This window comes from Streptomyces sp. NBC_00045 (assembly GCF_045041095.1).
Classification (GTDB): domain Bacteria; phylum Actinomycetota; class Actinomycetes; order Streptomycetales; family Streptomycetaceae; genus Streptomyces.
Genome location: NZ_CP108271.1, coordinates 4,442,211 through 4,454,584 on the forward strand (window position 1 = coordinate 4,442,211; position 12,374 = coordinate 4,454,584).

Below are 12,374 nucleotides of genomic sequence, written 5' to 3' on the forward strand. Positions count from 1 at the left end.
GCGATGCGTCGGATGCCCCTCCTCATGGTGTCGCCCGGGTCCTCGTTGGTGCTCAGTCCTCGCTGGAGGCGCTCGGCAGCTTGTTCTGGATCAGCTCCATGACCGAGGAGTCGGCCAGCGTCGTGACGTCGCCGACCGCGCGGTCCTCGGCGACATCGCGCAGCAGACGGCGCATGATCTTGCCCGAGCGGGTCTTCGGCAGCTCCTGGACCGGAACGATCCGCTTCGGCTTGGCGATCGGGCCCAGCGTGGCGCCCACGTGGTTGCGCAGCTCGCCGACCAGGGTGTCGGTCTCGGAGGCGCTGCCGCGCAGGATCACGAAGGCCACGATGGCCTGACCGGTGGTCTCGTCCTTGGCGCCGACCACCGCCGCCTCGGCGACCGCCGGGTGCGAGACCAGCGCCGACTCCACCTCGGTGGTCGAGATGTTGTGGCCGGAAACCAGCATCACGTCGTCCACCCGGCCCAGCAGCCAGATGTCGCCGTCCTCGTCCTTCTTGGCGCCGTCGCCCGCGAAGTACTTGCCCTCGAAGCGGGACCAGTAGGTGTCGACGAACCGCTGGTCGTCGCCCCAGATGGTGCGCAGCATCGACGGCCACGGCTCGGTCAGGACCAGGTAGCCGCCACCGCCGTTCGGGACCTCGTGGCCCTCGTCGTCCACGACCGTCGCGCCGATCCCGGGCAGCGCGCGCTGCGCCGAGCCCGGCTTGGCCTCGGTGACGCCGGGCAGCGGGGAGATCATCATGGCCCCGGTCTCGGTCTGCCACCAGGTGTCCACGATCGGGCAGCGGTCGCCGCCGATGTGCTTGCGGTACCAGATCCAGGCCTCGGGGTTGATCGGCTCGCCGACCGAGCCCAGCACGCGCAGGCTCGACAGGTCGAACTTCGCGGGGATGTCGTCGCCCCACTTCATGAACGTGCGGATCGCCGTGGGCGCGGTGTAGAGGATGGTGACGCCGTACTTCTGCACGACCTCCCAGAAGCGGCCCTGGTGCGGGGTGTCCGGCGTGCCCTCGTACATCACCTGGGTCGCGCCGTTGGCGAGCGGCCCGTAGACGATGTAGGAGTGCCCGGTCACCCAGCCGATGTCGGCGGTGCACCAGTAGACGTCGCTCTCCGGCTTGAGGTCGAAGACGGCGTGGTGGGTGTACGCGGCCTGCGTGAGGTAGCCGCCGGAAGTGTGCAGGATGCCCTTGGGCTTCCCGGTGGTTCCCGAGGTGTACAGGATGAACAGCGGGTGCTCGGCGTCGAAGGCCTGCGGGGTGTGCTCGGCGGACTGGCGTCCGACGACCTCGTGCCACCAGACGTCGCGGCCCTCGGTGAAGGCGGTGTCCTGGCCGGTGCGCTGCACGACGAGCACGTGCTCGACCTGCGGGCACTTGGCGACGGCCTCGTCAATGGCGGGCTTGAGGGCGCTGGGCTTGCCGCGGCGGTAGCCGCCGTCGGCGGTGATGACCAGCTTGGCGTCGGCGTCCTGGATGCGGGAGGCCACGGCATCGGCGGAGAAGCCGCCGAAGACCACCGAGTGCGCGGCGCCGACGCGGGCGCACGCGAGCATCGCGACGACGGCCTCGGGGATCATCGGCAGGTAGACCGCGACCCGGTCGCCGGCCTGGACGCCCAGCTCGGTCAGGGCGTTGGCGGCCTTGGAGACCTCGTCCTTGAGCTCGGCGTAGGTGATCGAGCGACTGTCGCCGGGCTCGCCCTCGAAGTGGATGGCGACGCGGTCGCCGTTGCCGGCCTCGACGTGCCGGTCCACGCAGTTGTACGCGACGTTCAGCTTGCCGTCCGCGAACCACTTGGCGAAGGGCGGGTTGGTCCAGTCGAGCGTCTCGGTCGGCTCGACGTCCCAGGTCAGGCGGCGGGCCTGGGTGGCCCAGAAGCCCAGCCGGTCCGCCTCGGCCTCGGTGTACGCAGCCTGTGTCACATTGGCGGCGGCGGCCAGATCGGCAGGCGGTGCGAACCGCCGCTCCTCCTTGAGCAGATTGGCCAGGCTTTCATTGCTCACGACATCTCCCTTTCCCAGGGTGTCCGTTGTGTCCCCGGGCATAGCTCATCAGTCGGCGGCCCCGGTGACAAGGGGTAGCCGAAAATTGGTTTAGACCTATAACGCGGCTGGGCCCACGCACAGAGTGGCCCCTCCCCGCAGCAGGATGCGGGAAGGGGCCACTCTCTGGCACGGATACCGGAGGGTATCGGTTCACTCCTGTCCATGATCCGGATCCGCCGGCGTCGGCGATTCGGTCATCATTCAGACATGTTGTCCGACGCTGTCGAAGACCCGGCAGTCGAAGAAGTCCTCGCCCTCGGACAGCAGGTACGCCTGAGCCTCACCCACGTGGAAGTACATCCCGTGCAGCTCCAGCGTGCCCTCGGCGAGCCGCCGGGCCACCGATTCGTGCGCCCGCAGGTGCTCCAGCTGCTGCACCACATTGGTCAGGCACAGCTGCTCCACGGCGTCCGCCGGGAGCCGGCCCGCGATCCGGGCCCAGGCGTGGTGCCGGCTGCCCATCCGCTCCAGGCTGGGCAGCCCGTGCCGGAGCCACCGGCGCAGCGGCGTCATCGGGGCCCCGGGCGTGGAGTTCAGCAGCGCCTGCATCGCTCCACAGCCCGAGTGCCCGCACACCGTGATGCTGTCCACCTTGAGCACGTCCACCGCGTACTCGATGGCCGCCGCGACCGAGTCGTCCGCGGCCTCGGCACCCGGCAGGGGGACCAGGTTGCCGACGTTGCGGACCGTGAACAGGTCGCCCGGACCGCTGGCCGTGATCATGCTGGTCACCAGGCGGGAGTCCGCGCAGGTCAGGAAGAGCTGCGAGGGCTGCTGCCCCTCCCGGGCCAGCCGGGCCAGTTCGTCCCGGACGTGCGGCGCGGTGTCCCGCTGGAAGGCGCTGATCCCGCTCGCCAATTGGCCGGCGCCCCGGCGGCGCCGCGGGGCCGGGGGCTCCACGGTCTCCATCGCGTCGAGGGCCGCGGCCGCGCCGGGGATCGTGGGCTCGGCCACCGGCCGGTGGTCGCAGTGGTTCATCCACGGCGTCCAGGGGCGGCAGCAGTGGTGCCCGCCGCGCGGGACCCGGTCACCGCGGTCGCCGCGATCCGCCGCGCCCATCCGGGTGGTGGAGCGGCCGGTGACCTCCAGTGAGCCGCCGTGCACCAGGTGCGCGTCCTGCCAGTCCTGCAGCGTCTCGTACGCCGCGTGGTCCATGAACGAGCCATCCAGCTCCACCACCACGCGCCCGCCGGGCGGGATCTGGTTGAGCACCCGGCTCAGCCGCGGCACCGCGAGGAAGGTCAACTGCCCGCGAGCCCACACCCGGTGGACCCCGTCGCACACCTCCACCGTGATCCGGGTCCGGGCCAGCCGGTGCAGGGCGATCGCGACGGCCACCGCAATGCCGATGGCGACCCCCAGCAGGACCCCGCCGAGCACCACCGCCGCGATCGTCGTCACGTAGACCGAGATCTCGCGGTGCCGGGTGACGGTACGCAGGTGCGTGGCGCTCACCATCCGCACGCCCAGTGCCATCACCAGCGCGGCCAGCGCCGCGAGCGGGATCAGGTCGAGGACCGGGACGAGCAGCCCGGCCGCGAGCAGGATCCACAGCCCGTGCAGCATGACCGACCGGCGACTGACGGCACCGGACTTGACATTGGCCACGCTGCGGACCGCCCCGCCCGCGACGGGCAGCCCGCCGAGCGCTCCGGAGAGGATGTTCGCAGCGCCCTGTCCGCGCAGTTCGCGGTTGAGGTCGGCGCGCGGCGGACGGTTGCCCGTACGCCGCTGGGAGGCGATCAGCTTGTCGGTGGCCACCGCGGACAGCAGGGATTCCACGCTGCCGACCAGCGTGACCGTCAGGACGGCCGCGATGATGCCGAGGACGGGGCCCTCGGGGAACCCCGGCAGCGCGTGGCTGCGCCAGGACGGCAGGTCCACCCGTGGCACGCTGAGCCCCGTCAGCGCGGCGAACGCCGTAGCCGTGGCGACGGCGGCCAGCGCGGCCGGCACCTTGCGCAGGGCGAGCCCCGCCCGTCCGGGCAGCCGCGGCCAGCCGAGCAGTACGGCCAGGGTCAGGGCGCTGACACCGAGTGCGGCCGGGTGCAGATCGGCCAACTGGGCGGGCAGCCCCTTGACGTTGGCGACGGCGGAGCTCTGCGGAGTGCCGCCGAGGACGATGTGCAGCTGGGCCAGGGCGATCGTCACGCCGACGCCCGCGAGCATGCCGTGCACGATGGCCGGACTGACCATGAGCGCCGAGCGGGCGGTGCGCAGCGCGGCCAGCGCGAGCTGGCAGCAGCCGGCGAGCACGGTGATGGCGCAGGTGGTGCGCCACCCGTAGCGCTGGATCAACTCGGCAGTGACGACGGTGAGTCCGGTCGCCGGCCCGCTCACCTGGAGGGGGGTTCCGCCCAGGCGCCCGGCCACGATCCCGCCGACGGCCGCGGCGACCAGGCCCGCCTGGAGCGGGGCACCGGTGGCCAGGGCGATGCCGAGGGAGAGCGGCAGGGCGATCAGGAAGACGGTCAGGGAGGCGGAGAGGTCGGCGTGCAGATCGGCGCGGTGCCCCTTGCGGGGCGAGCTGCCGGGCCGGCTGCCGGCGGTGCCGTCGGCCGTGGTGCCGGGCGCGCTGGCGGGCTCGTCGAGGTCCTTGACGAGGGGTGTGGGGGAAGTGGCTGTCATGGGTCCCGTCTCCTCTGCGGAGGGATGAAGCGGCGGGAGTCTCAACACTCAGTCTCAACACTCAGTAAATGAAAGGTAATGGAGAGTAAAGGAATGTGATGCGTAATGGGGGCAAATGGCCTAGGAATTAGCGCTCAGGGGTGATTAAGCATTTTGTACGGCTTGTCACATCATCATCACGGCGGACCGCATGGGACGTTGCGGCGCGGAAGACCCGCGATGGAACTGCGAGGAGAGGTGGGCGGATGATCGCCGCCACGAAGAGGATCGCCGGCGGCCTGGTCGCCACGGCGCTGGTGCTGGGCGCCGCCGGGTGCAGCACCTCGGGACCCGCCAAGCCCCCCTCCCCCGGGGGCCCGAACGGCAAGAAGGGCGCGGCGGCCCCGGAGGCCGCCCCGGGCAGCGTCAACCGGCTGATCGGCGACGGCTCGACCGCGTACACGGGCCGGCAGCCGAACGTCCAGAAGCCGCAGAAGCTGAAGCCCGGCGAGAAGCCGCCGCAGTTCGTGGTGTTCTCGTGGGACGGCGCCGGCGAGGACAGCCAGAAACTCTTCTCGCACTTCCGCGAGGTCGGCAAGGAGTACAACGCCCGGATGACGTACTTCCTCAGCGGTGTGTACATGCTCCCGGAGGAGAAACGTTCCCTCTACACGGCCCCGCAGCATGAGTCCGGCCGCTCCGACATCGGCTTCGGCGATCTCCAGGGCATCAAGGACACGGCCACCCAGGTCCGCGAGGCCTGGCTGGAAGGCAACGAGATCGGCACCCACTTCAACGGCCACTTCTGCGGCCCCGACGGCGGCGTCGGCACCTGGTCCGTGCCGGAGTGGAAGAGCGAGATCAACCAGGCCAAGTCCTTCGTCAAGAACTGGAAGACGAACACGCCGGGTCTCAAGGACATGGAGCCGCTCCCCTTCGACTACGAGAAGGAGCTCATCGGCGCCCGCACCCCCTGCCTCGAAGGCCAGAAGAACTTCATGCTGGCGGCCAAGGACATGGGCTTCCGCTACGACTCCAGCGGCATCAGCAAGCAGATCTGGCCGAAGAAGACGGACGGCCTCTGGGACGTCCCGCTCCAGCTGGTGCCCATGCCGGGCCGCGCCTTCGAGACCCTGAGCATGGACTACAACTACCTGGTCAACCAGTCCGGGACGACCACGCAGGGCGACCCCTCGCAGCACGAGTACTGGGGCGAGCAGATGCGCGAGGGCCTCCAGCAGGCCTTCGACCGGGTCTACCAGGGCAACCGCGCGCCGTTGATCATCGGCAACCACTTCGAGTCGTGGAACGGCGGCACCTACATGAGGGCCGTCGAGGACTCCATCAAGTCGATGTGCACCAAGAAGGAAGTCCGCTGCGTGCCGTTCCGCGAGCTGGCCGACTGGCTGGACGCCCAGGACCCGAAGGTCCTGGAGTGGATGCGCGGCCTCGATGTCGGCGAGGCGCCCAAGGAGGGCTGGCCGAAGTTCCTGACGGCGGGGCCGCCGGCCAAGCCGGCCGCCCCCGCGGTCAAGCCGGCTGCGGAGCCGGCCGAAGAGGGTTCGGGCGAGGACTGACGAGCTCCGAGGGCGGCGGCTCCGGGAGCTCCGGGGCCGCCGCCTCTCCGCCGGTGCCCTCCCGCAGCACGAAATCGGGGTCGACCTGGGCAGCCAGGTCGACCCCGGTCTTGGCGTTGCCCCAGCTCTGCGCGTTCCGCAGGTGGAAGTGGACCATCTGCTCGGTGTACCGCTCCCAGTCGCGGTGGGCGTACGAGTCGTCGGCCGCGTCCTGCAGGGCCTGGAGCGCGAGCCGGTTGCTCGCCTCCAGCAGCTCGAACGCCGCGGGGCGACCCTTCTCCATGGCACGCACCCAGTCGGAGTGCCCGACGGTGACGAGCAGGTCTTCCCCGACCTCGTCCTGGAGGAATTCGATGTCGTCCGTTCCCTGCACCTTGTTGCCGATGACCTTGAGCACCACCCCGAAGTCCCGGGCGTACTCCTTGTACTGGCGGTAGACGGAGATGCCCTTGCGGGTCGGTTCCGCGACCAGGAAGGTCACGTCGAAGCGGGTGAACATGCCCGAGGCGAAGGAGTCCGAGCCGGCGGTCATGTCGACCACCACGTACTCGTCGGGGCCGTCGACCAGGTGGTTGAGGCACAGCTCCACCGCCCCGACCTTGGAGTGGTAGCAGGCGACCCCGAGGTCCGACTCCGTGAACGGCCCGGTGGCCATCAGTCGTACCGGCTCCCCGTCGAGCAGCACCGTGCGCGCGCAGGCCTCGTACACCGGGTTGTCCTCGGTGACCCGCAGCAGGCGCGATCCGGCGCCGGGCGGGGTGGTCTTGATCATCGTGTCGGCGCAGGAGATGCGCGGGTTGGAGCCCCGCAGGTACTCCTTGATCAGGGGCAGGTGCGCGCCCAGGGCGGGCAGCGCGGAAGCTTCCTCTTCGGCGAGTCCGAGGGCTGCGCCCAGGTGCTGGTTGATGTCGGCGTCCACCGCGACGACAGGGGCCTCATTGGCGGCGAGGTGGCGGATGAAGAGGGAGGACAGGGTCGTCTTGCCGCTGCCGCCCTTTCCTACGAAAGCGATCTTCATGTTCACAAAGAGTAGTCGCTCGGTCGCTTTCTGTGGTGCTTGTAAGTGAAGAAGACCACTCCAAGGAGGGGTCGGTGCTATGGACGTCCAGTGCGTAGGCTCCTTACTTATGAGTAGCGCTTCTGACCCGCTGGCCGCCCTGGGTTCGCTCCCGGGCGTCGCCGAATCCGTGGATTCCGTACGCAAGGCCGTGGACCGTGTCTACGGGCACCGGGTGATGCGCCGGCGCAGCGGGGAGATCACCTCGGAGGCCGCGCTGCGCGGGGCCCGCGGGAGCGCGGCACTGTCCGGGGCGGACTGGGCACTGGAGGAGGTGCGCCGCCGCACCGACTTCGGGGCGGAGGCGGAGTCGCGCACGGTGGGCGCGGCGCTGCGCCTCACGGCGGAAGCCGGGCAGCTGCTGAGCATCTGGCGCCAGTCGCCGCTGCGGGTGCTGGCGCGCCTGCACCTGGTGGCGTCGGGGTCGACAACCGACGGTGACGCGGTGGGCCGCCCGCGCCTGGCCGGCGAGCCGGTGGACGAACCCTTCGTCACCCTCCCGCTGCCGAGCGCCGAGGAGGTGGCGGGCCGGTTGGACGGCCTGTCCCGGCTGATCATCGCGGGCGGCTCGGCCCCGGCGCTGGTCACGTCGGCGGTGGTGCACGGCGAGCTGCTGGCGCTGCGCCCGTTCGGTTCGTACAACGGGCTGGTCGCGCGGGCGGCGGAGCGGATCGTGCTGATCAACAGCGGTCTGGACCCGAAGGCGATCTGCCCGGCGGAGGTCGGTCACGCGGAGCAGGGGCGGGAGGCGTACCTGGCGGCGTTCGAGGGCTACGTCTCCGGGACGGCCGAGGGGATGGCGGCCTGGATCGCGCACTGCGGCCGGGCGATCGAGCTCGGTGTCCGCGAGTCGACGGCGGTCTGTGAGGCCCTGCAGCGCGGCGCGGCGTAACGACCCCCCACACAGGGTTGCGGCGACACCGTCTTGCTCTGGTGTCGCCGCTGGCACTTACGCCCAGTTACCAAGCGTCCTCGATGGTTGCCCATCAGGTCGGGAACTTTGCCCGTTACCTGGTGCGGCTGGCCCGTAATCGACGGGTCGACGTCGCGTGGGTGCTCGGCGTTCATGCTTCGGTCCGTGGGCCTTACTGCGTTTTAAAGATGATCCTCTCGGATGTTCTTTGGTCTCGCGGGCCGTTGACTCCTTTGTACTCCGCTTGGGAGACAAGCGGAACCCCTACCCACTTTTTTTACTTTCCAGGACACCTCGGGGCGAACGGGACACCGCGCGTCCTCGCAGCTCAGCGGGGTCCGGAGCGGTCCGCGCCGACCCGCCCGGCGGAACCGGGCGGGTCGGCGGAGGGCGGTCATGGGTGTCGCCCGAAGGCCGGGCACGGATGTCGCCGGAAGCCGGTCAGACGGACGTCGTGACGGCGGCCAGGGCGCTCGCCCGGCGCCGGCTCGCGTACCAGACCAGCCCGGCGGTGGCCGCTGCCGCCCCCAAGGCCGCGGCGGCGACGAGCGCCGGCCGCGCGGGCATCGACAGCCCGGGCAGCCGCTGCTTCAACCGCACCGGCCGGTTGAACACCAGTACCGGCCACTCGCGAGCCACCGCTTCCTTGCGCAGCGCCCGGTCGGGGTTGACGGCGTGCGGGTGCCCGACCGCCTCCAGCATCGGGATGTCCGTCACCGAGTCGCTGTACGCGTAGCAGCGCGAGAGGTCGTACCCCTCGGACTCCGCGAGTTCGCGTACGGCCTCGGCCTTGGTGGGCCCGTACGCGTAGTACTCGACCTCGCCCGTGAAGCAGCCGTCCTCGCCGATGACCATGCGCGTGGCGACGACCCGGTCCGCGCCGAGCATCTCGCCGATCGGCTCGACGACTTCGGCTCCGGAGGTCGACACGATCACCACGTCGCGGCCGGCCGTGTGGTGGGCCTCGATGAGGGAGGCGGCCTCGTCGTAGATCAGCGGGTCGATGAGGTCGTGCAGCGTCTCGGCGACGATCTCCCGCACCTGCTGGACGTTCCACCCCTTGCAGAGGGAGGACAAGTACTCACGCATCCGTTCCATCTGATCGTGGTCGGCGCCGCCGACCAGGTAGATGAACTGGGTGTAGGCGGTGCGCAGCACGGCTCGGCGGTTGATCAGACCGCCGTGGTAGAAGGACTTGCTGAACGTCAGAGTGCTTGACTTCGCAATGACCGTCTTGTCCAGGTCGAAGAAGGCTGCGGTGCGGGGCGACGAGTGCGGCAAGGGCTGGATTTCCACGCCCCGAGCATATGCGCCCACCATTCGGCGTAAGGTGTGGCGCGTGGGTTTGCCTGAGAAGGCTCTCGGGTACACCATGGAAGTCACGGATCGTTCGCGACCGTGCTAACCCGGTCTGGCTCCTCCCCCCCCGAGTCGGACCGTGGGGACGACCCCCGCTCTCCCCCCCGGCGGGGGTCGTCGCATGTCCGGACGCGGTTCGCGTCCCTGCCTTCGGCCCCAAGTGACCATTCCGCAGCCCTCCTTCTTCGGTGGGCCCTGCGTGGCGAAGGCCCTCACCCCTTCAGACTCGTGACGCTGTGTAGTTGTTCCGCCGCGCTCTGGAACTCACCGGTTGGGGTGACGGAGTTATTCACAGGGCTCGTGTTGTCCACAGTTTTCGGGCAAGATCCACTTCCTTTTCCGGATCGCTGCACGGTGATTCCAGCCGCGAAGTCCGCGGCGGCTGGATTTGCAGTGAGAAGGGGGCGGAGATCGTGGCTGGATCGAAGTCGTGTGAAGTGTCGGAGCGCGTGGAAGCAGGCGGAATCAGGCCATTGGGCGCTCCGGGCGGGCCCGGGTTCGTCGGTGGACGGCCGCTGATCATCACCGAGGACCCCCTCCTGCTCGACGATCTGCTGCGGCTGTGCGCGGCCGCGGGCGCCGAGCCGCATGTGCACCATGCGGTGCCCGAGCAAAGCGGAGGCGGTCGTGACGGAAGCGGCGGGCGCGGCGCGGGGAGTTCCGGCGTGGCGATGGAGGCGGGCCGTTACGGCGTGGCGGTGGCGGCGGGCGGGGGCGTCGGCTGGGAGTCCGCGCCGCTCGTGCTCGTCGGGGACGACGCCGCACGCCGGGTGCGCGGGGCTCCGCGCCGGGGCGGGGTGCTGATCGTCGGCAGGGACTCGGACGATCCCCTCGTGTGGCAGCGGGCGGTGGAGATCGGCGCCGAGGAGGTGCTCCGGCTCCCCGATGCCGAGAGCCGGCTCGTCGACCGCATCGCCGATGTGGTGGAGGGGGCCGGGAAACCCGCCCTCGCCGTCGGGGTGATCGGGGGGAGCGGCGGAGCCGGAGCTTCCACCCTGGCGTGCGCACTCGCCCTCCGGGCCGCCCGCGCGGGGGAGCGGACCATCCTGGTCGACGGGGACCCGCTCGGCGGCGGCATGGACGTGCTGCTCGGCGGCGAGAGCGCCGAGGGGCTGCGCTGGCCGGACTTCGCCGGCTCGCGGGGCCGGGTGGGCGCCGGCGCGCTGGAGGAGTCCCTGCCGGAGCTGCACGCCCTGCGGGTGCTCAGCTGGGACCGCGGGGACCGGGTGCTGGTGCCGCCGGCGGCGATGCGCTCGGTACTGGCCGCCGCGCGCCGCCGGGGCGGGGTGGTGGTGGTCGACCTGCCCCGGCGGGTGGACGAAGCCGTGGCCGAGGCGCTGGCGCAGCTGGACCTGGTGCTGATGGTGGTGCCGGGCGAGTTGCGGGCGGTGGCTGCCGCGGGGCGGGTCGCGGCCGGGGTGCGGATGGTGGCCCGGGACGTCCGCGTGGTCGTACGGGGCCGCTGTCCGGGCGGGCTCGACGCCGAAGCGGTGGCCGGGCTGCTCGGGGTGCCGCTGGCCGGCGAGGTGCCGGTCGAGGTGGGGCTCCCGGGGCGGGTCGCCGAGGGGGAACCACCGGGCGGGCACGGGCGGGGCGCGCTGGCCCGGTTCTGTGACGGCTTCTGGCGGCGGGCGCTCGGTCCTGTCCAGGGGGTGACGGCATGAGCGCCGTACTCCTGGATGCGGTGCGGCAGCGGCTCGCGGAGAGCGGCGCGGAGCCGACCCCGGCCCGGGTGGCGGCCGCCCTGCGGGCACAGGGCCGGCTGCTCGGGGACGCGGAAGTCCTTGGTGTGGCAGCCGAGCTGCGGTCCGAACTGGTCGGCGCCGGCCCGCTGGAGGCGTTGCTCGCCGACCCGGAGGTCACCGATGTCCTGGTGGCCGCCCCGGACCGGGTGTGGGTGGACCGCGGAGGCGGACTGGAGCTGACCGGGGTGACCTTCAGGGACACCGAGGCCGTGCGCAGGCTCGCCCAGCGGCTGGCCGCCGTCGCCGGCCGGCGCCTGGACGACGCCCGGCCCTGGGTGGACGCCCGGATGCCGGACGGCACCAGGCTGCACGCCGTGCTGCCGCCGGTGGCGGTCGGCTCGGCCTGCCTGTCGCTGCGGGTGGTGAGGCCGAGGGCGTTCACGCTGGACGAGCTGGTCGAGGCGGGCACGCTGCCGCCCGGCGGGCAGCGGCTGCTGCGGGACATGATCGAGGCCCGGCTGTCGTTCCTCGTCTCCGGCGGGACCGGCACCGGCAAGACCACCCTCCTCAGTGCCCTGTTGGGGCTGGTCGGCCCCGGTGAGCGGATCGTCCTGGCCGAGGATTCCGCGGAGCTGCGCCCCGACCATCCGCATGTGGTGCGACTGGAGACCCGACCGGCCAATCAGGAGGGGGCTGGTTTGGTCACCCTGGCGGATCTGGTCCGACAGGCGCTGCGGATGCGCCCGGACCGGCTGGTCGTCGGTGAGGTCCGGGGCGCCGAAGTCGCGGATCTCCTGGCGGCTTTGAACACGGGCCACGAAGGCGGCTGTGGCACGGTCCATGCCAATGCCGCAGCCCACGTGCCGGCTCGACTGGAGGCGCTCGGGACGTCCGCCGGGCTCGATCGGGCCGCCCTGCACAGCCAGTTGGCGGCCGCGCTGACCCTGGTGGTCCATCTGGTCCGGGACCGGGCCGGGCGGCGTCGGGTGGCCGAGGTGCACGTCCTGGAGCGGGACGCCGCCGGCCTGGTGGTCACCGTGCCGGCGCTTCGCTGGTCCGCCCGGGGCTTCGCACGGGAGTCGGGCTGGGAGCAGCTGCGTCCGCTGCTGCGGGGTGCACGGTGAAC

Annotated in this window: 8 protein-coding genes; 4 read left to right on the forward strand and 4 right to left on the reverse strand. The window is 71.3% G+C overall.

Annotated features, from left to right (window positions below; translation table 11 throughout):
* Positions 1–52: 52 nt before the first annotated feature.
* Together acs and OHA65_RS20880 are read right to left on the reverse strand one after the other, a co-directional pair.
* A complete protein-coding gene (gene acs, locus OHA65_RS20875) occupies positions 53–2,050 on the reverse strand; it encodes an acetate--CoA ligase (RefSeq protein ID WP_327284598.1) in 1,998 nt (665 codons plus the stop codon).
* A 201-nt stretch (positions 2,051–2,251) separates the two neighbouring features.
* A complete protein-coding gene (locus tag OHA65_RS20880) occupies positions 2,252–4,678 on the reverse strand; it encodes a SulP family inorganic anion transporter (protein ID WP_329314191.1) in 2,427 nt (808 codons plus the stop codon).
* A gap of 245 nt (positions 4,679–4,923) precedes the next feature.
* On the opposite strand from OHA65_RS20880, the gene OHA65_RS20885 reads away from it, so the two are divergent.
* Complete coding sequence (locus OHA65_RS20885; RefSeq protein ID WP_327284600.1) at positions 4,924–6,234, forward strand: hypothetical protein; 1,311 nt, start codon at positions 4,924–4,926, stop codon at positions 6,232–6,234.
* Here OHA65_RS20885 and OHA65_RS20890 read toward each other — a convergent pair.
* Positions 6,188–7,252, reverse strand: coding sequence for an ATP-binding protein (locus OHA65_RS20890; protein ID WP_327284601.1), 1,065 nt, complete (start codon positions 7,250–7,252; stop codon positions 6,188–6,190). The two genes, OHA65_RS20885 and OHA65_RS20890, sit on opposite strands and share 47 nt — an antisense overlap.
* A 109-nt stretch (positions 7,253–7,361) precedes the next feature.
* Here OHA65_RS20890 and OHA65_RS20895 point away from each other — a divergent pair, with 109 nt between their 5' ends.
* Positions 7,362–8,183, forward strand: a complete 822-nt coding sequence (locus OHA65_RS20895) for an oxidoreductase (RefSeq protein ID WP_327284602.1) — start codon at positions 7,362–7,364, stop codon at positions 8,181–8,183.
* A 462-nt stretch (positions 8,184–8,645) separates the two neighbouring features.
* On the opposite strand, the gene OHA65_RS20900 is transcribed toward OHA65_RS20895, so the two are convergent.
* On the reverse strand, positions 8,646–9,524 hold the full coding sequence (locus tag OHA65_RS20900; RefSeq protein ID WP_371644318.1) for an HAD family hydrolase: 879 nt from the start codon (positions 9,522–9,524) through the stop codon (positions 8,646–8,648).
* A gap of 488 nt (positions 9,525–10,012) precedes the next feature.
* Between OHA65_RS20900 and ssd the strand changes: the two genes are divergently transcribed.
* Positions 10,013–11,227: a septum site-determining protein Ssd gene (gene ssd, locus OHA65_RS20905; RefSeq protein WP_371644320.1), complete on the forward strand. Its 1,215-nt coding sequence runs from the start codon at positions 10,013–10,015 to the stop codon at positions 11,225–11,227.
* On the forward strand, positions 11,224–12,372 hold the full coding sequence (locus OHA65_RS20910; RefSeq protein ID WP_327284603.1) for a TadA family conjugal transfer-associated ATPase: 1,149 nt from the start codon (positions 11,224–11,226) through the stop codon (positions 12,370–12,372). Before ssd ends, OHA65_RS20910 begins: the two co-directional genes overlap by 4 nt.
* The last annotated feature ends 2 nt before the right edge of the window (positions 12,373–12,374 follow it).